Genomic DNA, 26,518 nt, shown 5'->3' on the forward strand with positions numbered 1-26,518 from the left:
CCAATTGTGTATTTCTTGACCCCACGGTCCAAGCCGCTTCTTACGGATTCGCATTTAATAGGATGTGGAAGTGATCCGAAAGAAAGGGACGGTGACAATAGATGTTGAGCCTGCAGGATATCAAAGGACCCTATCATGCCATATTCAGTCTGGGAAATAATTGTTTGCCGGGCATTGAGCTAAGAGAACACGGGCTGCGCAAATTTGCCGGGCCAATCGATTGGATGGGCACTCCGGTGCTGCCCCAAATTTCAAGGATGCTTCGCAACCGGTTTCAAGGCATGCTGGTTTATCCGAACCTCCACACGGTTAGCCAGGCCAATGATGAGCTGTACAATGTATGGGATCGAGAGTACGATCTATATCTGAATCATGATTTTTACGTGGTTAACAACTTCCCTCCCCATCTGGCAGCTTATCCTGAGATCAAGGTAAAATATGATCGGAGGATCGCCAGATTTCTGCAGACACTGGAAAGCGGAGGTCGAATCCTCTTTATTCGGACCGATTCCAGCTATGAAGATATCAAGGAGCTGGTAGATTCCCTGCAGCAGATCTGTGTCGGGCCTTTTCATGTGCTTGCTGTCAATCATGAGCCCGTGAAAGAGATCGAAATGGCGGACTGGAACATAGAGCATGTGTGTGCTGTGAAAATGCCGGACATTGATATCTGGATCAGCAACCGTTATCGCTGGACCTATTTGTTCCAAGGCATGTATTTGACCTAAATGAACGAAACTTCGATATGGATGTCGAGCCAGCTCAAGTACAGCGAAATGGCAGGCCAAGATAATCCCTTGGCCTGCCATTTTACATCAGGATTTAAATGTACGTTACGGGCTCATCGGGCAGCTTGTAATCTTTCGGCAGCGATTGAAGAATCCGATTCCATACCACATAGTCGACCAGAATCTCCGGATTTGAGATCTGGTTGACAAAAATTCGGTTGTACAAATCGCTCATCACGGAAAATGCTTGCTGATTCATGGGCTCCCCCCCTTTTTCATACAGATGATTTCTGAGCTATAGCACCGTGATATACGTTCAGCGTCCTTTGGACCATCAGATCCATGGACCAATGATCTTGAGCGAATGCCTTCGCATTCTGACCAAGAAATTTTCGGTAATCCTCCCGCTCCAACAGCAGACTCAGCTGTTTTGCCGTACTTACCGCATCCCCAACCGGTGCGATCAAACCTGTGTAACCGTGAGTCACCATTTCCGGCAACCCTCCGGCCGTGGATACAACGCTTGGCAGACCTGCCATTTGTGCTTCCATGACCGAGAAGGGCTGGTTATCCTGAATGCAAGTGTGTGCAAAAATATCCGCTTGCGCCAGTAAGCCGGGGACATTGTTGTGCTCGCCAAGAAAAAACACGTCATGCTGAAGTGAGGCTCTTACCGTCTGCTCCTCCAGTTGCCCCCGCATACCGCCATCCCCGACGATCCAGCAAACCCAATCGCTTCGCATCTGCTTCAGAACGGCCAGGGAATCGAGCAGGACATGGACCCCCTTCACGTATACCAATCGGGCAGGACAGATAATCACCTTCTTGCCCGGCGGCCGCCGGAGTGGTGTTCCGGCATTATATTTTGCTTGAAAGGCCGCAGCATCGAGCCCATACTGAAACACCGTAATTCGATGGTCAGGTACACCGCAATCGGTCATGAGAATATTTTTGGACCAATGGTTGGCTGCAATGGTCAGATCCGAAGACATGGCAGCATGATATTCAAGCGCAGGAAAATAGCGCCACGCCGGGCTTCTTTCATCGACACCTTTCGAGGGGTTGTTGCGGAAGTGATCCATCATTTCTCGCGCCACAGAGCCATGTACGTGGGATACGAGCGGTGTCCGCCCCGGTTTCACCCGGCCCAAGGAACGTGTCGAGAAGCTATCCTGCGTATGGATAATATCGTACTGCTGCAGCCCGAAATAAGCAGCAGCCAGCTCCATGCAATAACGCTCAAGCTCGTAATGGCGGATTGCATAATGCTGATTCAATCCCGGAGCCGTTTGCGAGTTAAGCTTTGACTCCAGCATAGGAAGCAATGCTTCCTTGGCCAGTTCCTTCCCCCGATTGACAATATGGATTTTTTTGTAATCCGGACTGTTACCGAGCAGATCCACTTCATGACCTAATTGTTCCAAACGGTTCTTGAGCTGCTCCATGAAGTTCCATACTCCGCCGACATGAGGGATTAACCAGTGAGTTGCTAGCAGTATTTTCATGGTATCCCCCATTAACCGCCATGCTGAGCCAAGTGCTCAAGTACGTGACGATAATTATTTTTTACCATCTCATATTCCCGGGCAATCGTTGCTTTATGCCGAATGGTGCCCATCTGGGAATGCACACGGTACATCGTAAGCATATCTGGCAGAAATCCGAACGAAGCCCCGTTCATCAACAGCCGAATCCAGAGATCGTAATCATGTGTGTAGGGAAGCTGCGCATTGAACAGCCCTACCCTGTGAAGCCAGTCTTTCTTCATAATGACAGTGCATCCATTAATCGGATTGGAATAGACCAGTTGACGGGCCAAATCCGCATTGTTCGCCATTGGAATCCCTTCGTACGGTCTTGTCACTCGATTGTGCTCATTAATGACTGAGAAACCAGTGAAACTGATGTCGAGACCCCTGCTCAGCATAAACGCCATCTGTCTTTCAATCTTCTGAGGAACAAAACGATCGTCTGAACTGAGCCAGGCGATATATTGGCCCGAAGCATGCAAAATGGCATGATTCAATGCGCTGGCTGTACCGCCATTACTCTTGCCCATATAGTAGATTCTGTTCTTATAGGGTGCGATCAGATTGGAATATTGCGTTGACCCATCATCCACCACAATGATTTCCACAGCAGGGTACGTTTGTTGTACCGCACTTTCCAAAGCTTGCTGTATATACTGGCAGTTATAGAAAGGTATGACTATCGTAACCGTCGGCATCATCCCCTGTCTCCTCCTTCTGCCTATCTTGATATGTGATCTCAATACACATCATGGGTTAGTACACCATATGCATTGTTTACGCATTCCGCACGGACCCCTGTCCCCTGACATTTGACCAAATAACAGGCAGACGGCACATGAAGCAGGGAAATTTGACAACCAAAATAAGCTGTCCCCCGCCGGTTGGCTAGAGAGCAGCTTATAAACCATGCTTCACTTAATTCAAATCAATATGCGCAGCCCAATCAAAGTCAGAATACCCACAATGACCGTAGCAAACAGACTTTTCGTTAGAAAAGCTGTAAGGAAGGCGGGAACAGCCGCAATCAGCTCAAGCAAGTGACCGGCAGGGTCGACACGCCCGTCCGATACGAGCAGTTCCTGGGCCAACAGGGCGCCCATGACTGCGATTGGCACATGATCCAGCCATCTTATCATCATATCCGGAATCCGCAGCTTGCTGAGAATCATAAGCGGCAGAACTCTTGGAATAAGGGTAACCACCGCACAGCCAATAATCAGAGCTGCAATATGCCATCTTATTTCCATCGTTCCATCACCATCCCCGCTGTAGCCGCAACCAGGATAGCGGCAATGACTGCTGCGCTTCCCGGCATCATCGTGCTGAAGGCCACTACTGCAATGACCGCAATGATAACGACCATGAAGTCCAATTTATATTTTTTGCGGCTGAGCCATTGCAGTGCCAGCAGCCCGATAAACATACCCGGCAAAGCAAAATCCAGACCAAACTGCTCCGGGTCCGGTATCCACTCGCCGACGAGCCCCCCTGCAACGTTAGCCGCACACCAGAACAGATAGGCTGTAATATTTAAGCCCACCATCCATTGATAACCCAGTCTTTTCTGCTCGGTCGCCTTGGCGGCAGCAACACCGAATGTCTCGTCAGTCAGCAGGGAGCCGATAAAGAAACTCTTTCCGGTGGAGAGACCTTTAAAGTACGGGGCGATCGCTGCGCTTAACAGCAGATGCCTGGCATTCACGAAGAAAATCGTGATGATGATCGAGATCACCGGGCTTGCTGCCGCTAGCATTCCTGCCGCGATAAATTGACCGGAGCCGGCATAGAGCAGGAGCGAGATTAACGCGATTTCGAGCAGGCTGAAGCCTGCAGTCCGCTCAACTACACCTGCAGCAAAGCCTATGCTCAAATAGCCTAGCAGGGTAGGGATACAATCCTTAAAGCCTTGAAGATACGAATTTCCCTCCATATGCGAAGGAAGCTGTTCTGACTTGGTGTCCATCTTGGTCCGATTCCTCTCTTACTCTCCGATTCTACTTTTAATTACTATGAATACATCCTCCTTCCTTGTCAACGCCAAATATGCCATTTATCCATAAAAAAAGCGCCCCGGAAGTGCAACAAATCTTCCGGAACGCACAATGTGATGATTGAATTTTCAAGCGGTCAGGGCTTCAAAATGATTTTAATACAGCCATCCTTCCGCTCATTGAAGATGTCATAGCCATGGGCAGCCTTCTCCATCGGAAACCGGTGCGTGATGATATCCGAAGGATCGACCGTCCCCTCCTTCAGCATTTGATACAGCTTGGGCATATAATGAATGACGGGCGCCAGTCCCATTTTTAACGTAATATTCCTTTCGAACAGCTCGCCGAGCGGAAATGCATTATAGACAAGCCCATATACGCCGGTCAGCTGGATCGTCCCGAACTTGCGAACCATCCTGACGGCCATGTTGAAAGCTCCCAGAGAGCCGCCCTGCAGCCTGAGCATGCTGCCCAGCATTTCGATAGGGGTTCTTTTGGCATCCAGCCCCACACAATCAATGACAACATCGGCTCCACCATGTGTGATTTCTCTAATATATTCTTCAATTTCGGGTATTTTTTCGAAATTATAGGTTTCCACCTGGTTAGTTCGTTTTGCATGCGCCAGCCTGTAATCTACATGATCAATTGCAATGACCCGTTTCGCTCCCTTTAACCAGGCAAACTTCTGCGTTAACAGCCCGATCGGACCGCAGCCTAGAACAACCACCGTGTCGCCAGGCTTGACTCCCCCGTTCTCTACACTCCAGATGGCTGTTGGCAGCGCATCGGAGAGCATGAGCAATTTTTCATCCTCCATATCGGCATCCTCCGGAATAATAAAAGGCATAAAATTTCCGTATGGAACACGCATCAGCTCCGCCTGGGCTCCCTGGAAACCGCCGTATGCATCACTATATCCAAAAAAACCTCCGGTATCCTTGGCATCATTAGCATAGTCGCACTGGCTCTCCATCTGATTCTGGCAGAACAAGCATTTGCCGCAAGAGATGATAAAGGGAATAATGACACGGTCCCCAACCTTGACTCTGTTTACCTCAGGGCCAGCTTCCACCACAACTCCCATGGGCTCATGGCCGATAATGTAATCATCATGAAGCTGCTTCATCTCACCGTTATATAAATGCAGATCAGAACCGCAGATAGATGTCGTTGTGACTCGGATCAGTATATCGTCGCTGCGGTGCAGGGCCGGATCCTTCATCTCTTTCACTTTGATACGATGTCTGCCTTGATAGGTGACTGCTTTCACGCACATATGCTCCTTTACAAATCCAAAATCCATTTCTTACAGGATTTGGGGTGGTTGATACCTTCAGTGTGCGCTAATTGCGGGCTAACTACTCGGCCATAGAAAAAATTAATCTAGCTCTATCCGAGCCCTTCGGGTTGTACCTCCACAGCCCCCTTTTTCGGTTTTCCGACCTTCAGGAACAACACCAGCCCTAACAGTACAAGGGCACCCCCTCCTGCCTGCAGGGTGCTCATCGATTCATTCAACAGAAGGAAAGCGAGCAAACTCGCCCCCACAGGCTCACCCAGAACGCTCATCGATACGGTTGAGGCCGAGGCATATTTCATAAGCCAATTAAACAACAGATGACCGAATACGGTCGGCACGACTGCCAATAGAGCAAATATTCCCCACTCACGCGCCGAATACCCTGCCAGCGGAATATGCATGCCCACGTTATAGACAGCCAGAATTACAGCAGCTACCACAAAAACAAGCCAGCTGTACAGAAAGGACGGAAGCCGTCTGAGCAGTAATTGCCCAAGCAGCATATGTGCAGCAACAGCTGCCGTTCCCAGCAAAGACATCACATCACCGGTCAAATGCCCCGCACTCCCGCTGAGTCCGCTGCTGCCAATGAGCAGGAACACCCCAAGGAACGCGATTGCCATGCCGCCGATTGCGGCGAGTGATGTTTTTTCCTTAAACCAGAAGTAGGCACCAATCATCACGAATACGGGCTGCAGAGCCAGGATGATGGTAGAGCTTGCAACGCTTGTCCATGTTAAAGAGCCCATCCATAACCAAAAGTGCAATGCCAGCATGGCTCCTGACAGGATCAGCAGCAGCACTTCAGAGCGCTTCAATGACTTGGCAGCGGGCAGATATTTTCCCGCAAACGGCAGCATGATCAGAACGGTAATAACGAGTCTGTACATGGCTTGAACAGAGACCGGACTGCTGGACCATTTCACAAAAATGGATGAGAAAGATATCGCGATAATGCCGATAAATAAAGGAATAAATACGGGAATAGGCGGTTTCTCTGAATTCATGATGGTTAAATGATTCACCTTTCGTGTTATATTAGAGAAATGATTTTAAAATTAAAACTTTCGGAAAAGGAAAATTAGCATGAAAAAGAAAGACCTGCGCAATCAAATGACCCCGCCCAAGTTTCTGGCGATCGGCTTTGCATCGATCACGCTGGTGGGAACGATCCTGCTAAAGCTTCCCATCGCCACAGCTGACGGGACCTCCACACCACTGATTGATGCGCTCTTCACAGCGGTTTCCGCCATCAGCGTGACCGGATTAACCGTTGTGGATACGGGAACCCATTGGTCCGTTTTTGGACAAATTGTCATGCTCATGCTGGTTCAGCTGGGCGGATTAGGCTTTATGACCTCTGCCACCTGGATTGCATTGATGTTCAATCGCAGAATCTCGCTGCGGGAACGCATCATTCTTCAGGAAGCGATGGGACAATACCAAATTCAAGGCATTGTGGACCTCATTCGAAGAGTCCTCGTATATACGCTGATTATAGAGGGCATAGGCGCTCTGCTGCTGACATTCAGGTTCTCTGCCATCATGCCGCTCTCGGATGCAGCTTACTTTGGCACATTCCAAAGCATATCCATATTCAACAATGCTGGCTTTGATCTGTTTGGCCAAATCCATGGGCCATTCTCCGGGTTTGCCACTTATGTAGAGGATCCTTATGTCAATATTATCATTGCTGTCTTGATTTTCCTTGGGGGAATCGGCTTCATTGTTATCTTTGATCTTATCGAGTACCCGAAAACCAAAAAAATATCGCTTCACTCCAAGGTTGTTCTGACGGTGACCTCTCTGCTGATCGTCATTGGTGCTGTCATGATCTTTCTATTGGAGCACAGCAATCCCAAGACATTAGGCCCGCTCTCGTACCCGGTCAAGATTATGGCCTCCATCTTCCAATCGATTACCCCACGTTCCGGCGGCGTCAGCACCCTGGACATCGCGAGTCTGGAGCAGTCGTCACAGTTCTTTATGATCCTCCTGATGTTTATCGGGGCTGCGCCTGGATCCACAGGAGGCGGGATCAAGGTGACGACCTTCGCGGTCCTGATTGGTGCAGTGGTTACCATGATCCAGGGAAAACGCGATGTTGTTCTCTACCGCAACAGAATCTCGCAATCCCTGGTCTACCGCTCCATTACGCTGACGATACTGTCACTGCTGCTGTTGGTGGGGGCTTCCATGTTCCTGTCCGTGACGGAATCGGGTGAATTCTTAAGAATTCTGTTCGAAGCCGTCTCCGCCTTCGGAACAGCCGGCTTATCCATGGGTCTCACAACCGAATTGTCGCCGATTGGCAAGATCACTATCGCCTTGCTGATGTTCCTGGGCCGTCTCGGTCCGCTTACGCTGGCTTACGCGCTTAGCCGCAAAAGCAACAAAGAACTGTACCGTCACCCGGAGGGACGGATTACGATCGGCTAAACCGTGTGCATTCCCTCTTATTGCCGGCACATATAAACAAACCGTACGCTCCCTCATCTGCCGGGAGTGCACGGTTTGTTTCATTTTCATCTCATGTTGAGTAGTATCCGATTGAATCGGCTCTTATTCTCCGAACTCGCTGGCATCAATCGCAGCATCCAGCAAATCATCAAACAACTCGTCATCGGTTTCGATCCGCTCATCAAGCTGCATAAACTGCTCCTCGATTCCCGGCTCGCCTGCGAAATTCAGGCTGTAATCCCAGTCCCGGCCGTTCTTGCTCAGGAATGTGATCTCGTACGATGCTGCATGTCCATCTATAGAAAATACGGTATACCCCACGAATTGATTGCTCTCATCCCGTTTCATATCCGCACGCTCGATTCGGACTTGTGACACGTTTCTACTCTCCTTCGTTTCGTTGTGAACAACTCACAACACTCAGTATATCACTTTTAATTGCCGCTGATTATTGTTTTTCTTATGCAACTTGATCTAGTATAATATGGTGGAAAAGAATAAATTTCATTGGAGGGTTCCAAATGTCCGATTTCAATACATCCTTGGACAAATATGCCGAGTTGGCTGTAAAGGTTGGAGTTAACATACAGGAAGGACAAACCTTGGTGGTTCATGCCCCTGTTGACACTGCCGAGTTCACTCGCTTGATCGCCAAGAAGGCCTATGAAGCAGGTGCCCGCCTGGTGAAAATTCTATGGACTGATGAAACTGTCACCAGACTTCAATTCGAAAAAGCAGCGGATGATGTGTTTACGGAAGCACCAAAGTGGTATGCCGGGGAAATGACTGAATTGGTGGAGAACGGTGCAGCTATCCTCCACGTCCTTGCGGAGAATCCGGATCTGCTCAGCGGCATTGATTCCGAACGCATCGGAAACTTCTACAAGGCCCGCGGAGAAGCGCTGAAGCAATATCGCGCCTATCAGCAGTCTGACAAGTTCAGCTGGTGCCTGATTGCAGTACCTTCAGCGCCATGGGCTGCCAAGGTATTTCCGGATGCACCGGAATCGGAGCAGGTCAGCAAGCTGTGGGATGCGATTTTCCACACGGTGCGCGTGGATCAGGATAATCCGGTTGAGGCTTGGAACCAGCATCTTGAGGTGCTTGAAGCGAAATCTTCCGTGCTGAACGCCAAGAAATACAAGAAGCTCCACTACATTGCGCCAGGAACGGACCTTACCATTGAACTGCCTGAAGGCCATATCTGGGCGCAGGGTGACAGCATCAACGAACGCGGCCATTCGTTTGTGGCTAATATGCCAACAGAAGAAGTATTTACTGCACCGCTCAAAACGGGGGTTAACGGTACCGTCCACAGCACGAAGCCTTTGAGTTACGCTGGCAATATCGTGGACAACTTCTCTCTTACGTTTGAAGCCGGTAAAGTAGTCAGCTTCACAGCAGAGCAAGGGTACGAGACCCTTGAGCGTCTCCTGAACATGGATGATAGTGCCCGCTATCTTGGTGAGGTGGCGCTTGTGCCGCATCAATCTCCGATCTCCGAATCCAACATTCTGTATTACAATACGTTGTTTGACGAGAATGCTTCCAACCACCTTGCGCTTGGCAGTGCCTATGCCTTCTGCATAGAGGGAGGTAAAGAGATGAATCAGGAGCAATTGATTCAAAGCGGTCTCAATACCAGCGTGACGCATGTGGACTTCATGATCGGCTCCGGCGAAATGGATATTTACGGAGTTACGGCAGAGGGTAAGGAAGAACCGGTATTCCTTAAAGGAAACTGGGCATTTTAAGAATATCGTGATCAAAGCAGCTATTTCATGCGAAGTAGCTGCTTTTCTTAAACTTTTCCTGCCTTTAATTGACCTGAGGTTGATTTACAAACGGAAAAATTGTGCGATAATCAAGAAAGCGCATGAAGCTACTTAAAGATAGTATAAAAGGAATGGAGGTCCTTGTATGTCAAGCTTTGAGCAAAAATTGGAGCGTTACGCCGAGCTCGCTGTCAAAGTCGGTGCCAATGTGCAGCCGGGGCAAACTCTTGTCGTTAACGCCATGATCGATGCTGCGCCGCTTGTGCGCCTCATCGTGAAGAAGGCCTATGAAATCGGTGCCAAACAAGTGAAAGTCAACTATAGCGATGAGATCGTCAGCCGAATACGTTACGAGTTGGCTCCGGATGAAGCATTTCTGGAACCGCCGAAATACTACGCGGAGGAAGTAACGGAGCTCGCTGAGCAAGGAGCCGCATTCTTGACGGTCCTCTCCTCGAACCCTGATCTGCTCAGCGGAATTGATCCTGAGCGTATCTCCAACCATCAACGTACATATGGCGCTGCGATGTCGAAGTACCGTCAATATCAGCAAGCCGATAAAATGAGCTGGACAGGCGTTGCCTTTGCTTCTCCGGATTGGGCGGCCAAGGTGTTCCCTGATGTTCCGAAGGAGCTGCAGGTGGACAAAATGTGGGATGCGATCTTTCATGCGGTACGCGCAGATCTGGATGACCCCATCAGCGCGTGGGAGGCGCATATTGATACGCTCCAGCAGAAATCCGACGAGCTTAATGCCAAGAAATATCATAAGCTTCGCTTTACCTCACCTGGAACGGACCTCACGATTGAACTGCCAGAAGGCCATATTTGGACCCAAGCGGGCAGCCATAATGAGCAAGGCGAACGCTTCGTTGCCAACATTCCAACGGAGGAAGTGTTCACGGCTCCTCTTAAAACCGGCGTGAATGGCACGGTTCGCAGCACAAAGCCTTTGAGTTATGGAGGAAATATTATAGACAATTTCTCGATTACGTTCGAGGACGGTCGCATTGTCGATTTTTCTGCCGAGCAAGGTGAAGATACGTTATCGCGTCTCGTCTCCATGGATGAGGGCTCCCATTATCTTGGCGAAGTGGCCCTTGTTCCCTACCGTTCCCCGATTTCGGAAAGCGGCATCCTGTATTACAATACGCTGTTTGATGAGAATGCCTCCTGCCACCTGGCTATCGGCAGTGCATACGCCTTCAACCTCGAGGGCGGCAAAACCATGACCTCTGATCAGCTGCAAGCCAGCGGACTGAACACCAGCATTACCCATGTGGATTTCATGATGGGCTCCAAGGAGCTGAACATCACAGGAATCACGCATGATGGCAACGAAGAGCCTGTATTCATCGATGGCAACTGGGCGTAAGCCGCACTAGCCATCATTCAAATACCTCACTCGATCTTACAGGACGTCCTCCAGCAGAGGGCGTCCTGTTTTTCCAGTTATTTTTATCTGCCGACACGCTTCTCCTCCATGCAATGATGCATCCTATTTCGATTAATATCCTTAGATTACCGAACATATCATGAAGAGATGGGCGCACTCTTGAGATATCCCAAACCTACTCGAGAATGACGATTTGTTTAAGAGTCCAATTCCTGAGGAATACGTCGTTACATACTTCACCAACATCAATCACCAGAGTCTGCTGTTATTTGAAATTGTAGGGCTTTTTTATCTGATATGTTGTAAAATGATGAGAGAAATAGGATGGTTACACCAGAGAGGGGAATATCGCGTGTCCAACCGATTACAGCTCCTCCTTGCAGCAGATTTCGCTGATTTGAGCGAACCTATTCAGGAAGAAATTTACTATGAATTTTATGATCTCGTATATGGACAAATATTGTATGTCGTACGGGATCATGCTGCTGTTGAGGATATCATTCAGGAGTCCTTTATAAAAGTGATTACAAGCAAGCCTAACTTCGAAATGGAAAGCAAGATGCGGGGATGGCTGCGCGTCGTCGCTAAAAACTCAACCATGAATTATTTAAGAAAAAATAAAAAATACCGTAACCAAGTGGATGTTGATAGTGTTTTTATTAATGAAGAGGACGTAGCGGTCTCCTCCGCGAACGTTGAACACCAGGTGGAGTCGAATATGCTGGAGGAATCCATTGAGCAGTACCTCGACAAACTCAAGCCTGAATACAGGTTATTGATTGAATATCGGTGGAAGCACAGTCTGACGTACAGGGAAATCGCCGAGCTGCTGAATACACGCGAAGAGATCGTCAAGCAGCGCTTGTTCCGAGCGAGAGAGTCCGTAAAGAAAATGCTGTATAGAGAGTGGGGTGAATTGGATGAGCAACGAAAAATACGATGATTGGTTTGATGAGGCCTTTGACGAAGCCTTTGATCGTGCAGCTTCATGTTCCTCACTCCCCACTGACAACGAATCGAAACGTCAATCTTGGCAGCAAGTCAAATTACAAGTCGAGAAGTTAAACAAACGAAAACAACAACGACGCAGATTACAGTTTTCCGGTATCGTTGCTGCATCCATGTTAATTGGAGCTTTAATATTCTCTCAACCAACAGTTACACAAGCCGTGTCGCCCATTTACCAACAAATCGTGGATTGGGGCAACGGCATAACGGGCCAGATATTCGGTAAGAAAGAGCCCGTCGATCCAAGCAAAGCTCTTACTGCCCCGCCACCGGATGCAACACCTATACCAAATAACGCTGATCCAGTACCACCAGCCGAATTGGTCGAAACTGAGGATATTCCATTTGCTGATTCTGATGAATCCCTCATTGAGTCACAAAAGCGTGTATTATTCAAGATACCTCAAATTGGGTATATCCCGAAAGGCTTTGAGTTCTATGAGGCAACAGGAATCGCGGAAAGTGAGACCGCGCCGCTCTTGGATCTGCATCTTCATTACAAAAATACAGATGAAAAGGTATTTTACATTGATCTCATTGACATGTCGTCCGAAAGATCCATCGGCCTTGGAGGGAAAGTGACAGAAACACTGACACTGAAATCAGGAGCTGTGGCCTACCTGACCGAAACGAATCTCCGTTTTTTGCATGATAATGACAAGATATTGGTAAATATCAGCGGATTATTCTCAAGAGATGAATTAATTAAGATAGCAAACAGCATACATTGAAACAAAATGCACAGATAAACTAAAGAAGCGCACTTCAGAAAAGTGCGCTTCTTTGTTTTATATACCGGAATTATTGCTCTGCTAATATAGAATTCGTATAATAAGTCGCTTCTTCATATGTACCATTCTCATTAATCCAGTGAATGGTCTTGCCCCGGTAATAATAACCTGTCTGAACACTGAAGTTTTTAATACCGCTGAGGGAAGTTTTGTTTGAACCGTTTTCATAAGCACTTCCAGTATCTATCCAAGCCGACCCGGTCCATCTCTGTAGGACAAAATTAATACCAATTGTATCTACAGCTTGTCCTGCTCCTGTAAATCCGTTAAGGCTTACCTGGGTACTATTTACCTTGCTAATTGTAGAATAATAGTTAATCAGGTACTTGTTGGCTAAGAGGTTAAAAGAAGAATTCAGATTCATTTCTACTGGTGGCGGTGTAGTTAAGGCACCTGGTGCAATGTCAGTAGCGGAATCCGCGTAAGCCCCTCCCGCCAGAGATAAGCTTAATAGAACACTGACTGCAAGAGTTGAAGCCATACGTTTAGAACTGCGTACTTTTGACATAACATCACCTTTCTTTCTATTTATTAGGAACATCCATATTTTAACACGTGATGTCAGCACAAAAGTATCTAATTCTTCACGGTTTGATATAATTTTTGAAACTTTTCTGCAAATAAAAAGAAGCAACGACATATTTTGTCGTTGCTTCTTCTAATATCCAGTTCACGCGCCTGCTTCTTCCTGAAGCAGCTGCTGCTCTTGCCTGATCAGACGAATGCGCGAGATTCGTTTATTCTCGGTCTCCTCAATCACAAAGTGATAGTCCTCATACAAGATAGACTGACCTTTATGCGGGAGCAGCACCTCAAGACGTGAGGACAGCCATCCACCGATGGTATCATAGTCTTCTGTATCAACATTCAGACCAAATTGGTCATTAATTTCATCAATCAGCATCAATCCATCAATGGAGTATTCATCCTCCCCCACCTTCTCAATTCCCGGACGCTCTTCGTCAAACTCATCTTGAATTTCTCCGACGATTTCTTCCATGATGTCCTCCAGCGTTACAAGGCCTGAAGTCCCGCCGTATTCATCGATCAGAATGGCAATTTGCGTCTTGCTCCGCTGCATTCTTCGCAGCAGCTCGCTGATTTTGATGGATTCAGGAACAGCAATAATCGGGCGAATCAGGGAAAGCTGGTCACGGACGTAACCGCGCATCAGATCCTTGATGTGAATGAAGCCAATGATATGATCCTTGTCTTCGTCACAGATCGGATAACGGGTTCGCATCCCCTCGCTTGCAATTTTCAGATTTTCTTCCAATGAAAGATTATTGTATAAACAGATCATCTCTGTCCTTGGGATCATGATCTCCCTAGCTGTGGTATCGGCAAATTCAAAAACGTTGTCCACCAATACCATGTCCGTATTATCCATCATCCCACTCTCACTGCTCTCTTTCATCATATCCCGAAGCTCCTCCTCGGTGTGAACGTTGCGCTCCACCACAGGTTTCATCCGGAATATTCGGAGAACGTTATTAGAAAGTCCGTTGGCAAACCAGATAAATGGAAACATGATGGTATAAAATATTCTCAGCGGACCTGCCGACAGCAGCGTGATTTGTTCCGCTTTGCGAACAGCCACCGTCTTAGGTGCCATGGCACCAAATACGATGTGCATGAGTGCAATCAAGATAAATGCAATCACCAAGGAAACGGTATGAACAGCCGTATTGCTCCATCCTATGCCGTTGAACCAAGGCGTGATCATGGCGGATATGGTTCTTTCGCCGATCCATCCAAGTCCAATGGACACGATGGTGATACCAAACTGGCAAGCGGATATATATCCGTCCAGATTCTTCAGTATGTTCTGTGCAAATTTTGCACGTCTATGTCCTTCTTCAACCAAAGCGTCAATCCGACTGCTTTTTACCTTAACAAAAGCTAATTCAGCTGATACAAAGAATCCATTTAACAGGACGAGAAACAATACCAAGGTTAAGCTTATCCAACTCGGTAAGGGGTCACTCAATCGATCTCCTACCCGCCATACAGCATGCTATGACGAATAGGAACACCTCCTTCGGTTATTAAAAATGTGTGGTGCCATCAAGCATAACAACGTGTTCGGACAACGCATCAACTTCCCAATGGTCTCATCTCCTTATCTTATTCCGTCGTAATCAAGCTATATAAGTAATTATATAGTACTACGATACACAGTCAAACGTTGTCTTATGACATTAATAAGCGTTGTTACAAGCTATAATTTGATTCTCAGCCATTAACCCTCATTTCCGGTGAATTCATATATTCTATGAATAAACATTCAAAATGTTAAAAGATTACTATGAATCCCCGCATCTCCCTAGGACAAAAACCGCATTTCGCTGAATATTAGCCTGGTGAGCCCAAATAAAATAACCCCCGTTTACATGGTGTAAACAAGGGTTATTCGTATTTCCGTTGGCTTATCTTGAAGTTGGCGGCGGGTTGCCTATAACACCCGGATATTGGTAATGAAGCGGCTCATCAAATACGACATAATCCAGGTTCACCATCAGCAGGATGATACGGCGTCCAGTCGAACGTTCGCTAATGACAATATGATCGCGTCCAGCAGCTTCGATTACGCCAGTGAACACTTTTGCATTCCATTGCGAGTTGTTTTCATATGTCATGTAAAAGGTAGCCTGTTTGCCCAAGTTCAAACGGAGAATATTCTCAACGTAAGACTGCTCGAATTGAGGGGCCGGCATTACAGTGCCTCCCGGAGTGATCGGGCTTCCGCTTGGAACCTCCGGTGGAATGTTGGCCGTATAACCTGCTGTTCCGCGACCAGGCACTCCCGGATAACGCACTCCATTCATGAAGTTCACAGGTGGCACACCTTGATTGTAGTACATAAGTAATTTCCTCCTTTAATGTATATCTTCCGCAATATGCGGATGTACAACGTGGATCAATAAACTGCCGGGCAATCGCCATATGTTGGACTGAAGAAGCAGTGTGCTTTAAAGCGGCCTGTGTTCTGCTGGTTGTACCAGGTAGGCGGGCAATCCCCTACCGGACGGAAAAACCATAATGCATTGGTTGCCGGCCAGGTGCGCTCTCCATTGATAACTCTTTGGGCTAGGCGCCGGTCGGCCTCCCTGGCTCTTTGATAAAAATAGCCTTTTTGTGTTGCTTCAAACCCTCCCGGGTTCTGGAACACCATATCATTCATGTTGCGGATGTTCATAAAGTCCAAGCAGTTGGACAGTATCCGGTTCACGCCGACATTCCCAACCATGAGCATGCCTTGCTCGCCTTCACCCTCTGCCTCTGCGCGGAGCAATCTTGCCAGAAGATCCACATCATTCGAATTTGCTTTGATGACTGCCACAGAGTTCCCCTCGCTTCCTTAAGATCACTTTGTATCGTATGTGCATTCGCCCATAAATGTGACAGTAGCAGCAGAAAAATATTCTGATGGTGCATTGGAGGGTGAACAACAGGTTGTCATAGGCTTATGCCTAATTTATTTGCATGCTTTTAAATACTATAATCATCGTATCGATTCTATGCGAAGAACGCCTCGAATGCTGCCTATTGGAGCTTGTTCGAGGCGTTCTTTTGTGAGCTTGCCCTACTTCCGAAGGAGGAGTACCGTGACCGATTTTGAAGCGATTTATCAGAAGTATTTGAAAGAACAAAAAAATGAAGCAGAGCCTCGTAGGCTCGAGATGCTGGAACGTGAGCTGATTGGAACTAAACTAGAAAATATAAACCCGATCTTCCTTCTCCGAAAGACTGTCAGCTCATCGTCCTTCATATCGAAGATAGACTTCCCGTCAACGATAACTTGACCGCTAGTCCACTATCCAGATCCCATTCCTTTGTTAATATCATTATGGGTATCATACATCCTACTTCTTACATCCTCGTGACAAGAAAATGAAATTGGTTAGAGAACTGCCTCTATCCTAGAAAAAAGCTCTGTACCGCAATCCAGCGCGGTACAGAGCTTTAGATTCATACTTTTATTCATCCCTAACTGGAATGACCGGTGAATTTATAACAGAATTGATAATGACCAGATCCTGCTTGAATCACAACGCCGGCTTTGCCATCGCAAGCGGAATGAATGCCATTGGCTTCAAGCAGTGGCGTCCCATCGCCTTCCGTTACCCTCGTTCCGTCAAAAATACCAGGCAGACGGATTTCCGCTGTTGTATTGGGCGGAATGGTTATCTCCAGCTGGAAGTCCCCAGCATTGCCCAATCTCCAATACGACCGGACCCTTCCATACATCGTATCGATCGTTCCTGCTGCCCACGTCAATCCCTCGCCAGGCACGGGAGCAATCACGATTCGTTTATAACCCGGCGCTTCCTCCACCGTCTGGATTCCGGCAACCGTTCGATACAGCCAATCGCCGATCGCACCGTACGCATAATGATTAAACGAATTCATGTCGCGACTCCAGAAGCTGCCATCTTCCTTAATGCCGTCCCAATGCTCCCATATCGTTGTGGCGCCTTTGGTGACCGGATATAGCCATGAAGGATAGTCCTGCTGGAGCAGCAGCTTATAAGCTGCGTCATGCATGCCCTGCTGACTTAACACATGACTAATATAAGGAGTGCCCACAAACCCTGTCGTCAAGTGAAACTTGCTCTCTTCCAGCAGAGTGTATAGACGGGCTGCTGCCCGTTTCTCTGCCGCTTTATCCAGCAATCCGAACATAAGTGCAAGCACATGCGCGGTCTGTGTCGATGCCGCAAGACGTCCGGATGGGGTCACGAATTCGCTGCGAAACGCGGCTAACACCTGCTCCTTCAGTTTGGAATACACGGCCGCATCCTCTTTTTGGCCCAATACTACTGCGGTCCTCCGCAACAATTCAACCGAATAGGCATAAAACGCCGATGCGATCAAATCCCGCTCTGTGGCACCTACGTAGTCACCCGATTTCGCATCCAGTCCCAGCCAATCTCCAAAATGGAAGCCGGTATTCCACAGATATTCATTCTCCCCTTGGCCTTGAATGTAGGCAACCCAGCGCTTCATGCTCTTATATTGCCGTTCCAATATTCGCTGATCACCGTAACTCACATAGATCGTCCAGGGACATATAACCGCTGCATCCCCCCAAGCGGCCGAAGCGAAGTCTTCCTTGCCGAGCACATGAGGAACAACGAAGGGAACCGCCCCATCGTCACGCTGTTCTGCAGCCAAGTCGGATAACCATTTGGTAAAAAACGGGGCCACATTGGACAGATAGGATGCTGTCTGAATAAACATCTGCGCATCTCCTGTCCAGCCTAAACGCTCGTCACGCTGCGGACAATCCGTGGGTACATCGAGGAAATTCCCCTTAAGCCCCCATCTGATGTTGCTCTGCAATTGATTCACCAAGGGTTCGGAGCACTCAAAGGTCCCCGTCTCTTCAAAATCCGAATGAACCACAACGGCTTCAAAAGCTTCATGATCCAACTGCTCCTCCGTGAATCCGGATAATCGAACATACCGAAAGCCCTGGAATGTAAAATGAGGTTCATAGGTTTCTTTGCCATCACCCTTTAATGTGTACCCGATGGTTTGTTTAGCTGTTCGGAGATTCTCGGTATAGAAATTCCCCTCGCTATCCAATATTTCGGCATGTTCCAGTGTCACCACAGCGCCTTCTGTCCCCGTAAGACTGAAACGGACCCATCCAACCAGGTTTTGTCCAAAATCAATGACCATCTCGCCTTTAGGCGTAACCAGCCACTCAGTTGGCCGTACCGTTTGGATTGCTCTTACAGGTTCGTTAATCTGAGGCTTCAACATGTCATAACCATGCTCCAGCGATTCCACTCCATGCCAATCGCGAGACATATAATCCGGTGTGTTGAAATCCTCGAATTCCAGGCGGGCGTCATAGGTTTCGCCGTGATAGATCTCTGACATTACAATCGGACCTTTGGCTGACTGCCAGCTTGAATCTGTTGTGATCAGCTCCTCGCTCCCATCCGTGTATGTTATATGCAGTTCTAACAGCAAGGCTAGTCGATCTCCATAGATGGCACCCTTCTCCTGCCAGCCCAATTGCCCTTTGTACCACCCATTTCCGAGCCATGCTCCAATCGCATTCTGTTCCGTTCTTAACATGTCCGTTACATCATAGGTTTGCGTCTGAATCGTATGCTCATAACTGGTCCAGCCAGGCGTGAAATAACGATCTCCCACCCGCTGCCCGTTAAGCTCCAGCTCATATAGCCCTAATGCCGTTGCGTATATTCGTGCCTGCCTGACGGAGGAATTCAGCCGGAAGCTTTTGCGGAGGAGCGGCAGATGCGGGGAGTCGGTGGGCAGCAACGATAAGGGTGCAGAAATCCATTCCCCTGCCCACTGCTCCCCTTCCAGCTTACCGGTCTCCCAATATGCGATATCTGACCATTCCGATAATTCCCCGTCTTGATTCCACAGGCGCACGCGATAGTTATAGCGCTTACAAGACTTTGTATCCAGCTCCTCCAATTCAACATGAACCGATTGTGATGAAGCCACTTTTCCCGATGTCCAGTAAGGCTCAGAGAAATTTGGAAGATTCGAAACCTCAATCTCATAAGCGGTTTGGCTGACCGCTCTTTCATCCGAATCCAGCCTCCAGCTTATACGAGGACATCTCTCTCCAATACCAATCGGGTTATGCTGATACTCACACCGCAATTCCGTCACCTTAAACATAATCAAGCCTCCGTTCACTTCATATTTATGGCACACACCTTGGTTATAGGACTTCTGCCGGAATGTAATATTCCACATTCGTGCCTATTTCAACTATTATTATAAGTGAACATCATCTCAATATTATGGGTATAACGGACAAGTGCATGCGGTATTACGGACTTTCTTCCGTTATGGTCCAGGAGGGGCATATATGATGAAAAGACCGATGGAAACCTACTATGGGGATCACTTTTTCCGGGATGACACCATGATGTACGTGAATCGAAATGCGGAGAATTTTTCAGGCTCATACCATAACCATGATTTTTTGGAAATCGCTTATATTGTGGAAGGTGAAGGCTTTCATCATCTGGAGAACACGGTGCAGCGAGTCCGCAAAGGCCATATTTTCTACATACCGCTCGGCGTGTCCCACGTATTCCGGCCTACTTCTGCAAACGGGAAGCCGCTCATTGTGAACAACTGCATATTCTCTGTACAGCTGCTGTCCAAGCTGATTGCCTTTGCTTCAGATTCCGATACAGCATCCTTTCTGCAACGAATGCAGGACGGCTCTCTTGGGTATAAATCGATTATGGACCAGCATGACCGTTTCGAGAAGCTGTTCGACTCCCTCTATGAACAAAATGCCATGCCAATCCGTGGGTCAGCTGTTTATTTGCACACTCTGCTTCTACAGCTGGTCATTGAATTCAGCCGTGCAATCGAGCATTTGCATACAAAGCCTTCAGAACTTCAACATCATTCATTTCAAGATGTTCTTCAATACGTGGAGAGACATTACATGCACGAGCTTTCGCTAACGGTTCTTGCCCATATCAGCGGATTCAGCGAACGCCATCTGCAGCGCTTGTTCCGCCGGTATACCGCTCAAAGCTGGCATCATTACTTACAGACCGTACGTGTTCGGATGAGCCGGGAGTTGCTGCGAACGACCCCGGATAAAGTCAGTGCAATTGCCGAGAAGGTAGGTTATAAGGACATTCACTCCTTTAACTCGGTATTCAAAAGGAATACCGGACTCACACCGGGTCAGTACCGCAGTGAAACCAGGATCGATTGAACAGAGGTCCAACTCCTAATAACGGAGTCCTCAAACTTTGAACAATTTTACATGCTCTTGCGCCCACTCGGCAAAGGTTCTGGCAGGTCGGCCCGTTACGATTTCAACTGTTGGATTGACGGTGTAGGCTTCGACCGGAGGGTTCATATGCCAGTTGATGACATAATCCATGATGTCCTCCCCTACTCCAAGTTCCGCCATGCGTTTACGCTCCTGCTCCTCTGTTAAGCGGATGAATTGAATGTCTCTGCCGATAAGATCGCTGAGGATTCGAACCTTATCTTGAACGGATAATGCTTCGGGACCGGTTAAGGTATAGATTTTACCGGCATGACCGTCTTCCGTCAGGGCTGCGGCAGCTACCCGTCCAATATCTCCTTCATGTATCAATGCACTGATCGAGTCTCCATAAAGATCACGGACGACCCCCTCCGTTCGTATCGACTCCCTCCAGCTCAGCACATTGGACATGTATTCAACCGGCTGCAGCTGTGTCCATTCCAGATTGCTTGATTCAACTGCATGCTCTACCGTGCCTTTCTTTCCGTCCCATAATACACTCACTCGCTGAACCCCTGCTGCTTCGGCAGCTGCAATGATCTCTTTCCCTGTCGTAAGCGGAACGTAGCCTGTTCCAGTGGTAATTAAATGCAGACCGCTCACCCCCTCTAATGCGGGTACCAGAGTGTCAGGATTACTTAAATCTCCGCCGACAACTTCAACAGCTGCAGGCAATTTAGCTGAAGCCGGATAGCGGCAAAGCGCCCTTACCTTATGACCGGCCTTAAGCAATTCTTCCACCACATGACGTCCTACATTTCCGGTTGCACCTGTGACCAAAATCGTCATTTTCATTCCCTCCCTATGGGTGATTGTTGTATTTCCATTAAACCGCAATTCGAAGTGGGTTACGTCCAGCGCTGGTCTTATGCCAGCATTATAAAAAGGCCTTATCCAAAGATAAGACCTCTCACTACGACCATAGTCTGATATTTACTTGCCGTACCAATGGTTCCTGATCGCATACAGCGCTGCCTGGGTTCGATCCTGCACCTCCATTTTTCCTAAAATATGAGTTATATGCGTCTTTACGGTTTTCTCGGTAATATGCAGCTCCACCGCAATCTCTTTATTGCTCCGCCCCATTGTAATTTGTTCGAGTACATGCTGTTCACGCTTGGTCAGAATATCAATCCCTTTGGCAGCTTCCCCGTCTGTTGCTACATGAGCGATTAACTGGTTTGTCACTTGGGGATGAAGCATTCGATTCCCGTTAACGGCAGCCACGATGGTCTCTACCAACACTTTGGGTTCAATATCCTTCAACTGATATCCAATGGCTCCCGCTTTGATGGCTGGCAGGACGGAATCACGGTCGGCAAAACTGGTAAGTATGATAACCTTGATATGAGGAAATTCGCTTGTGATCCGTTTTGTGGCTTCAACTCCATCCATCTCCGGCATCATCAAATCCATCAATACGACATCAGGCTGCAGCATTTCTGCCTTAGCCAGAGCTTCGCGCCCATTCAGCGCCTGATCCACAATTTCAATCATGGGCTGGGTCTGCAAGAAATAACGCAAGCCCCTTAATACAACGAGATGATCGTCAACGATGAGAACTTTAATCTTCATGCATCTATAACCTCTTTCTCAGTCCATAACGGAACCATGACTGTCAGCATTGTCCCTGTACCTTCTTCACTGCTAATGCTTAAGGTTCCTTGGATCTCGGCTGCCCTCTCCTTCATGCTGGTAAGCCCAAGCGAACGGTGATGCTGCTCTGAAGAACTGGGAGTAAACCCCCGCCCTTGATCCGAAATTTTCATATATAAATGGGGACCGACCTTCTCCATTCTGATCCATGCGCGATTCGTTCCCGCGTGTTTGCTGACATTGTTTAACGCCTCCTGGCCGATTCGATACAGCGTCCCTTCCACCTGCTTTGTAAGCTCCGGAATTTCCTTCATGAGAAACGTGAGCTGTATGCCAAGCTTCTCGGCATAATCCCTCAAAGAACCCAGTATCCCTTTCGCTTCCCCGGAAGGCCTCAGCTGCCAGATTAACGTCCGCATTTCGGTCAGCGTTTCCTGAGCCAACTGTCCAATATCACTCATGGCTTCTGCCGTATCCGAATTCTCATGCAGGGTCTGCTCGCGAACCCCTTGTGCAAGCAGTGATAGAGAGAATAGCTTTTGATTAACCGAATCATGCAAATCCCGCGCCAGGCGGTTCCGTTCTTCGACCAATAGCAGATCTTGCCATTCATAATATAAACAAATCTTTTCAATCGCAAGTGAGATATGCTCTGCCAGCACCTCCAGTATTTGGATCTCCAATTCACTAAAGGACGGGTTCTCCCTACCAATGAAGAGTACGCCCACCATCTCATAGGTTTGAAAAATACGCTCATGATGCTTTAAGGGCAGCGCTGCGGTATACATATAAGGCTGTACGCCCGGAAGTATCCGAACCGGACCTTCATGAACCACCACCTTCTGTTCCTCATACGCACGATGTACGCTTCCTGTTTTTTTGCTCGTTTTCTTAGAGCCCTTACGAACAAGCTCCTTAAGATTGTGTGTCACGCCATTCTGCCGAAAGGTGCGCAGATGCAAGTCATCATTTTCGTCAGACGTAATCATGGCTACACTTGGCCAGTCAAACGACTGAGCAAGCTGCTCCACAATGGCCGTATACATTTTGTTCATGTCATTAATTTTCCAGAGGTATCTTGTCACCTTGCTTGCCTTGGCATAATAATCCACGATAAAACGAGATATGCTATCCACTGCTTGCTTCTCCTTCTGCTCGGAGAGCCTCGTCCGCTCAACGGCAGTCCCAATCTGATAAGCAACAGATTGTAAAAGTGCCAGCTCACCCGCGCTGAAATGCTCTTTGCCCGGTGAGCCTACATTCAGCAGCCCCAATCGTTTTCCTTGAACGGTCAGGGGGATTGTAGCATGATGGGTCAAATTGCCGGTTTCTCCCCAGCTCTGTTCAATTGCGTTATATAAACGTTCGCATTCAATAATCGTAACAGGTTCATTTAAGCTTCCAGCCCAATGCATACGAAGACATAAGCAGTCCCCGCATCGCATCGGTTTTTTATCTTCCCTGGCTAGAGCTGGAGGGAGATTGAAATCCGCCATCTTATCATACTCCGGTTTATCACCAACCAGAAAAATCCAGCCTGTCTCAAGATGGGTTAACTCCAGCAGCCGTTCAAGCGTCGTCTGAAGCATTTGCTTCATGTCGTTGCTCTCATTCAGAGTTTCTGCAATGGTCTTTAGAATCATCAATTCTTCAACATACTGATCTTTATCACACAGTATCAGACTCACCTCCACTCCATTCCTAAAAATGAAATTACCCTAGATTCTTTAAAGCCGTTTCTCGAGCATAACCTCATCTTCCTGGATATAACCCGACTTGGCATAAGCTCCGATCGCCTGATCGTTGTCGTGACCTGTCAGCACCTTAACCGTCTTCACTCCACGCTCAACCAGCTGTTCCTCCAGGTATGCGATAAGCATTCCTGCCAGCCCCTGTCTTCTCGCCCGCTCCTGAACATACATCTCCGTAATTTCGCCCATAAGCTCAGGGTAACAGAAGGACTGAAAGGACTGCGCACAGGCAAATCCCACAGGAACATCATTCAAATAAGCAATCGCCACAATCTCGTGCGCCTGTTTCAAGCTTCGCTCCACATCCTCCTGCGGCATTAGAGCTTCATTAAATTCCTCATTCAATTGAACCAGAACGGAAGCATCGGAATGAGATGCCATGCGAATCTGTTTGTGAATATCCATTCTATGTATCCTCCATTATCATCCTTTTAAAATATGGAAAAAAGTGCTATGTTGCTCCCCCAGTATACCACCTTCTCCAGCCTTTTATATACTTTTGGGTATCAAAAAAAGGGTCCTTGCTGCAAACACAGCAAGAACCTTTTTCAATTCCAAATCACTCGGGTTGTTCAGCCTGCATTAACCGAGAACATCAGACCGCAGTATATCAGCACAACAGCGCCTAACCCACTTAAGAGTCCGCCGGCAGCCGCGCGGTTCCTGCGAAATACATTCACGACATTCCACAAGAGGACAAGCCCGATACACAGGCTAAGAATCCCTATCCAGCTCCATGTAAATGCCAGTTCACCGATCGTAAACCCGGGATGGAACCAGACAAAGGTTGAAGCAGGACCGTAGGATGCCAGCGTATCTGTGACATCATGCGGGGCCGGCTGCTGGTTCATATACCCCGTTGCAATATATATCAACCAGATGAGAATGCTCTCGCTTCGCGCCCATGCCGTCGGTTGATAGCTTGCGTCATGGCGAAGCTTGCGCTTAACCAGATGACCGTTAACAAAGGCGAAGACCAGCAGCGGCAGGATCAGAATGTGCTTGACAAGCAAGGCCTGTCCGTAGGATAACGTCCAGCTGTTCACGGGATCCGGCGTCACCGCCGTCATCAGGAACAAACCTGATCCGATCACGATGACAACGCAGACGATTGCTGCTGGATGAAACCATCTCAGAAATGCACCCCAGCGCTCTGGATCCGTACTGAACCACCCTGTAATCAGCAAAGTTCCCGTCCAAATGGCCATCGCTGTAAAATGGCCAAAAAATGCAAGCTGCCCTGCGCTTTCGAATAAGGACGCTGCGTGGTTAAACGAGGACATGGCTGCTGCAATACCCAGCAAGGCAACCGGCATAAGCCAGCGTAATACCGTGCCTGAATTTCGGCGGACGATGATGGTCAAGACCGCCAGCAGTATCGAGAGGACCAGGATCCAGGCATAACGTTCGCCTTCACTGAACTTGAACATAATACTGTTAAAGGACTGCCAGAACCCAATATCATCCTTGAAGAACATCATAATCTGCAGCAGAGGGACGAAGCCGCACACCATAATGGCCACAGCTGAAACCGGACCCAGCCAGGCTGGCAAGGAAATTTCAGGTTTATATGCTTTTGGCACCAGGGACAGCACCGTGATACCTGCCAGAACGGCATAAGCTAAATATAAGAACGGTTCACTTAACCAGTAGTAAGACATTATTTTCTCTTCCGCGATGCTCGAATTCCAAAATATCCTGCGACAAATGCCACGATGACTATAATAGCGATCCAAATAGCAGATCCGCCGCCTTCAGATGATTCGGCAGCCGGAGTGTTCTCAGCTTGCTGATCCTCAGTCGCGGTCTGATCGGTGTTGTCAACTGCCGTGTCATCAGCAGGTGTTCCTTCATCCTGCGCATCACCGGCATCCGCAGGCGTGTCTTCGGTATCGGCAGGCGGTGTTTCCGGCGCAGTCTCCGCTTCCGGCACTTCTACCTCGAAGGCATACGTCCCGTCAACAGGATGTCCATCACCGCCAACAATCTTCCATTCTACCGTGTAAGAACCGGATGGAAGAGGTGCTGCCAGCGTACCCAGCAGCGTACTCTGGGTTACTTTTACCTCCGACACTTCTACCGACTCGCCTTGCGCATTTTTAATCTTGACCGTACTCAAGTTTTCATCGATATTTTCATTAAAGGTTAGACTGACTTCCTTGACGCTTTCCGTCAGCTTGGCATCCGCGGCAGGCGTACTGGTTTCCAGCTTGGAATGGGCCCATGTTGCTGTCGGGAACACCAGCACAAGCAGCAGACCCAAGGTCAGCAAAACTGAAGTTTTCACATGTTTCAACACGTATATCTCCTCCAAACCATTATCTCAAATTTGAATCTTCCTCATCATAACAAAGTCATTTCGACAATGCCAATGAGTATATTGTGAACA

At 48.1% G+C, this 26,518-nt stretch carries 26 protein-coding genes and 1 pseudogene; 7 read left to right on the forward strand and 20 right to left on the reverse strand.

Translation table 11 applies throughout. The features are described from left to right. Window positions 1–101: 101 nt before the first annotated feature. Window positions 102–728: a DUF1796 family putative cysteine peptidase gene (locus tag M2277_RS14515; protein ID WP_006209789.1), complete on the forward strand. Its 627-nt coding sequence runs from the start codon at window positions 102–104 to the stop codon at window positions 726–728. 94 nt (window positions 729–822) lie between these two features. Here M2277_RS14515 and M2277_RS14520 read toward each other — a convergent pair whose 3' ends face one another. The 7 genes from M2277_RS14520 to M2277_RS14550 form a co-directional block, all read right to left on the reverse strand. Then, window positions 823–987, reverse strand: coding sequence for a hypothetical protein (locus M2277_RS14520; protein WP_160163988.1), 165 nt, complete (start codon window positions 985–987; stop codon window positions 823–825). A gap of 16 nt (window positions 988–1,003) precedes the next feature. Further along, window positions 1,004–2,233, reverse strand: coding sequence for a glycosyltransferase family 4 protein (locus M2277_RS14525; protein ID WP_280755035.1), 1,230 nt, complete (start codon window positions 2,231–2,233; stop codon window positions 1,004–1,006). Between the two features lie 11 nt (window positions 2,234–2,244). Beyond that, a complete protein-coding gene (locus M2277_RS14530; RefSeq protein WP_006209787.1) occupies window positions 2,245–2,958 on the reverse strand; it encodes a glycosyltransferase family 2 protein in 714 nt (237 codons plus the stop codon). Window positions 2,959–3,180: 222 nt separating this feature from the next. After that, on the reverse strand, window positions 3,181–3,507 hold the full coding sequence (locus M2277_RS14535) for an AzlD domain-containing protein (protein WP_006209786.1): 327 nt from the start codon (window positions 3,505–3,507) through the stop codon (window positions 3,181–3,183). Beyond that, window positions 3,498–4,223 carry an AzlC family ABC transporter permease gene (locus M2277_RS14540; protein ID WP_006209785.1) on the reverse strand — a complete coding sequence of 242 codons (726 nt, stop codon included), beginning with the start codon at window positions 4,221–4,223 and terminating at the stop codon, window positions 3,498–3,500. The genes M2277_RS14535 and M2277_RS14540 overlap by 10 nt, the downstream gene beginning before the upstream one ends. A gap of 164 nt (window positions 4,224–4,387) precedes the next feature. After that, window positions 4,388–5,524, reverse strand: coding sequence for a zinc-dependent alcohol dehydrogenase (locus M2277_RS14545; RefSeq protein WP_280755036.1), 1,137 nt, complete (start codon window positions 5,522–5,524; stop codon window positions 4,388–4,390). 119 nt (window positions 5,525–5,643) lie between these two features. Further along, the gene (locus M2277_RS14550) at window positions 5,644–6,561 is read right to left on the reverse strand and encodes a DMT family transporter (protein ID WP_280755037.1); all 918 of its coding nucleotides are present in this window, start codon (window positions 6,559–6,561) and stop codon (window positions 5,644–5,646) included. 79 nt (window positions 6,562–6,640) lie between these two features. Here M2277_RS14550 and M2277_RS14555 point away from each other — a divergent pair, with 79 nt between their 5' ends. After that, window positions 6,641–7,993 (forward strand): TrkH family potassium uptake protein, encoded by a 1,353-nt coding sequence (locus M2277_RS14555; protein WP_036638141.1) that lies wholly within the window; start codon window positions 6,641–6,643, stop codon window positions 7,991–7,993. Window positions 7,994–8,116: 123 nt separating this feature from the next. On the opposite strand, the gene M2277_RS14560 is transcribed toward M2277_RS14555, so the two are convergent. Next, window positions 8,117–8,392 (reverse strand): hypothetical protein, encoded by a 276-nt coding sequence (locus M2277_RS14560; RefSeq protein ID WP_006209782.1) that lies wholly within the window; start codon window positions 8,390–8,392, stop codon window positions 8,117–8,119. Between the two features lie 143 nt (window positions 8,393–8,535). Between M2277_RS14560 and M2277_RS14565 the strand changes: the two genes are divergently transcribed. The 4 genes from M2277_RS14565 (at window position 8,536) to M2277_RS14580 (ending at window position 12,924) form a co-directional block, all read left to right on the forward strand. Beyond that, on the forward strand, window positions 8,536–9,768 hold the full coding sequence (locus M2277_RS14565; protein WP_280755038.1) for an aminopeptidase: 1,233 nt from the start codon (window positions 8,536–8,538) through the stop codon (window positions 9,766–9,768). A gap of 166 nt (window positions 9,769–9,934) precedes the next feature. Continuing rightward, window positions 9,935–11,164 carry an aminopeptidase gene (locus M2277_RS14570; RefSeq protein WP_280755039.1) on the forward strand — a complete coding sequence of 410 codons (1,230 nt, stop codon included), beginning with the start codon at window positions 9,935–9,937 and terminating at the stop codon, window positions 11,162–11,164. Window positions 11,165–11,537: 373 nt separating this feature from the next. Further along, window positions 11,538–12,128 carry an RNA polymerase sigma factor gene (locus M2277_RS14575; RefSeq protein ID WP_006209779.1) on the forward strand — a complete coding sequence of 197 codons (591 nt, stop codon included), beginning with the start codon at window positions 11,538–11,540 and terminating at the stop codon, window positions 12,126–12,128. Continuing rightward, on the forward strand, window positions 12,106–12,924 hold the full coding sequence (locus tag M2277_RS14580) for a DUF4367 domain-containing protein (protein ID WP_006209776.1): 819 nt from the start codon (window positions 12,106–12,108) through the stop codon (window positions 12,922–12,924). Before M2277_RS14575 ends, M2277_RS14580 begins: the two co-directional genes overlap by 23 nt. Before the next feature lie 70 nt (window positions 12,925–12,994). Here the strand turns inward: M2277_RS14580 and M2277_RS14585 are convergent, their stop codons facing one another. The 6 genes and pseudogenes from M2277_RS14585 to M2277_RS14610 all read right to left on the reverse strand — a co-directional run bounded on the left by M2277_RS14585 (window position 12,995) and on the right by M2277_RS14610 (window position 19,656). Next, window positions 12,995–13,624 (reverse strand): hypothetical protein, encoded by a 630-nt coding sequence (locus tag M2277_RS14585; protein WP_280755040.1) that lies wholly within the window; start codon window positions 13,622–13,624, stop codon window positions 12,995–12,997. Between the two features lie 30 nt (window positions 13,625–13,654). Next, window positions 13,655–14,974: a hemolysin family protein gene (locus M2277_RS14590; RefSeq protein WP_063479288.1), complete on the reverse strand. Its 1,320-nt coding sequence runs from the start codon at window positions 14,972–14,974 to the stop codon at window positions 13,655–13,657. A 439-nt stretch (window positions 14,975–15,413) separates the two neighbouring features. Further along, entirely contained in the window at window positions 15,414–15,848 is a 435-nt protein-coding gene (gene gerQ, locus M2277_RS14595) for a spore coat protein GerQ (RefSeq protein ID WP_006209774.1), read from the reverse strand. 56 nt (window positions 15,849–15,904) lie between these two features. Continuing rightward, window positions 15,905–16,327 (reverse strand): cell wall hydrolase, encoded by a 423-nt coding sequence (locus tag M2277_RS14600; protein WP_006209773.1) that lies wholly within the window; start codon window positions 16,325–16,327, stop codon window positions 15,905–15,907. A 357-nt stretch (window positions 16,328–16,684) separates the two neighbouring features. After that, a pseudogene (locus M2277_RS14605) lies at window positions 16,685–16,798 on the reverse strand (ABC transporter ATP-binding protein); the annotation flags it as partial. Between the two features lie 176 nt (window positions 16,799–16,974). Continuing rightward, window positions 16,975–19,656 carry an alpha-L-rhamnosidase gene (locus M2277_RS14610; protein ID WP_280755041.1) on the reverse strand — a complete coding sequence of 894 codons (2,682 nt, stop codon included), beginning with the start codon at window positions 19,654–19,656 and terminating at the stop codon, window positions 16,975–16,977. 193 nt (window positions 19,657–19,849) lie between these two features. Here M2277_RS14610 and M2277_RS14615 point away from each other — a divergent pair, with 193 nt between their 5' ends. After that, the gene (locus M2277_RS14615; protein ID WP_231888050.1) at window positions 19,850–20,722 is read left to right on the forward strand and encodes an AraC family transcriptional regulator; all 873 of its coding nucleotides are present in this window, start codon (window positions 19,850–19,852) and stop codon (window positions 20,720–20,722) included. A gap of 30 nt (window positions 20,723–20,752) precedes the next feature. On the opposite strand, the gene M2277_RS14620 is transcribed toward M2277_RS14615, so the two are convergent. From M2277_RS14620 to M2277_RS14645, 6 genes are all read right to left on the reverse strand, one after another. Then, the gene (locus M2277_RS14620; protein WP_280755042.1) at window positions 20,753–21,571 is read right to left on the reverse strand and encodes an NmrA family NAD(P)-binding protein; all 819 of its coding nucleotides are present in this window, start codon (window positions 21,569–21,571) and stop codon (window positions 20,753–20,755) included. Window positions 21,572–21,715: 144 nt separating this feature from the next. Continuing rightward, window positions 21,716–22,357, reverse strand: a complete 642-nt coding sequence (locus M2277_RS14625; RefSeq protein ID WP_006209768.1) for a response regulator — start codon at window positions 22,355–22,357, stop codon at window positions 21,716–21,718. Next, a complete protein-coding gene (locus M2277_RS14630) occupies window positions 22,354–24,066 on the reverse strand; it encodes a GAF domain-containing sensor histidine kinase (protein WP_280755043.1) in 1,713 nt (570 codons plus the stop codon). The genes M2277_RS14625 and M2277_RS14630 overlap by 4 nt, the downstream gene beginning before the upstream one ends. Window positions 24,067–24,105: 39 nt before the next feature. Further along, window positions 24,106–24,534 (reverse strand): GNAT family N-acetyltransferase, encoded by a 429-nt coding sequence (locus M2277_RS14635; protein ID WP_036638126.1) that lies wholly within the window; start codon window positions 24,532–24,534, stop codon window positions 24,106–24,108. 167 nt (window positions 24,535–24,701) lie between these two features. Beyond that, a complete protein-coding gene (locus tag M2277_RS14640; RefSeq protein ID WP_063479284.1) occupies window positions 24,702–25,790 on the reverse strand; it encodes a copper resistance D family protein in 1,089 nt (362 codons plus the stop codon). Next, entirely contained in the window at window positions 25,790–26,428 is a 639-nt protein-coding gene (locus M2277_RS14645; RefSeq protein WP_280755044.1) for a copper resistance CopC family protein, read from the reverse strand. The genes M2277_RS14640 and M2277_RS14645 overlap by 1 nt, the downstream gene beginning before the upstream one ends. Between the last annotated feature and the right edge of the window lie 90 nt (window positions 26,429–26,518).

This window comes from Paenibacillus sp. LBL (assembly GCF_029893715.1).
Lineage (GTDB): Bacteria > Bacillota > Bacilli > Paenibacillales > Paenibacillaceae > Paenibacillus_AQ > Paenibacillus_AQ glucanolyticus.

Bases quoted from the DNA above. Each gene is read 5' to 3' on its own strand.
- M2277_RS14640 (WP_063479284.1), bottom strand. From the start codon at position 25,790: ATGTCTTACTACTGGTTAAGTGAACCGTTCTTATATTTAGCTTATGCC.
- M2277_RS14525 (WP_280755035.1), bottom strand. From the start codon at position 2,233: ATGAAAATACTGCTAGCAACTCACTGGTTAATCCCTCATGTCGGCGGA.
- M2277_RS14520 (WP_160163988.1), bottom strand. From the start codon at position 987: ATGAATCAGCAAGCATTTTCCGTGATGAGCGATTTGTACAACCGAATT.
- M2277_RS14625 (WP_006209768.1), bottom strand. From the start codon at position 22,357: ATGAAGATTAAAGTTCTCATCGTTGACGATCATCTCGTTGTATTAAGG.
- M2277_RS14620 (WP_280755042.1), bottom strand. From the start codon at position 21,571: ATGACGATTTTGGTCACAGGTGCAACCGGAAATGTAGGACGTCATGTG.
- M2277_RS14610 (WP_280755041.1), bottom strand. From the start codon at position 19,656: ATGTTTAAGGTGACGGAATTGCGGTGTGAGTATCAGCATAACCCGATT.
- M2277_RS14530 (WP_006209787.1), bottom strand. From the start codon at position 2,958: ATGATGCCGACGGTTACGATAGTCATACCTTTCTATAACTGCCAGTAT.
- M2277_RS14635 (WP_036638126.1), bottom strand. From the start codon at position 24,534: ATGGATATTCACAAACAGATTCGCATGGCATCTCATTCCGATGCTTCC.
- M2277_RS14585 (WP_280755040.1), bottom strand. From the start codon at position 13,624: ATGTCGTTGCTTCTTTTTATTTGCAGAAAAGTTTCAAAAATTATATCA.
- M2277_RS14550 (WP_280755037.1), bottom strand. From the start codon at position 6,561: ATGAATTCAGAGAAACCGCCTATTCCCGTATTTATTCCTTTATTTATC.
- M2277_RS14580 (WP_006209776.1), top strand. From the start codon at position 12,106: ATGAGCAACGAAAAATACGATGATTGGTTTGATGAGGCCTTTGACGAA.
- M2277_RS14535 (WP_006209786.1), bottom strand. From the start codon at position 3,507: ATGGAAATAAGATGGCATATTGCAGCTCTGATTATTGGCTGTGCGGTG.
- M2277_RS14555 (WP_036638141.1), top strand. From the start codon at position 6,641: ATGAAAAAGAAAGACCTGCGCAATCAAATGACCCCGCCCAAGTTTCTG.
- M2277_RS14570 (WP_280755039.1), top strand. From the start codon at position 9,935: ATGTCAAGCTTTGAGCAAAAATTGGAGCGTTACGCCGAGCTCGCTGTC.
- M2277_RS14515 (WP_006209789.1), top strand. From the start codon at position 102: ATGTTGAGCCTGCAGGATATCAAAGGACCCTATCATGCCATATTCAGT.
- gerQ (WP_006209774.1), bottom strand. From the start codon at position 15,848: ATGTACTACAATCAAGGTGTGCCACCTGTGAACTTCATGAATGGAGTG.
- M2277_RS14615 (WP_231888050.1), top strand. From the start codon at position 19,850: ATGATGAAAAGACCGATGGAAACCTACTATGGGGATCACTTTTTCCGG.
- M2277_RS14540 (WP_006209785.1), bottom strand. From the start codon at position 4,223: ATGGACACCAAGTCAGAACAGCTTCCTTCGCATATGGAGGGAAATTCG.
- M2277_RS14565 (WP_280755038.1), top strand. From the start codon at position 8,536: ATGTCCGATTTCAATACATCCTTGGACAAATATGCCGAGTTGGCTGTA.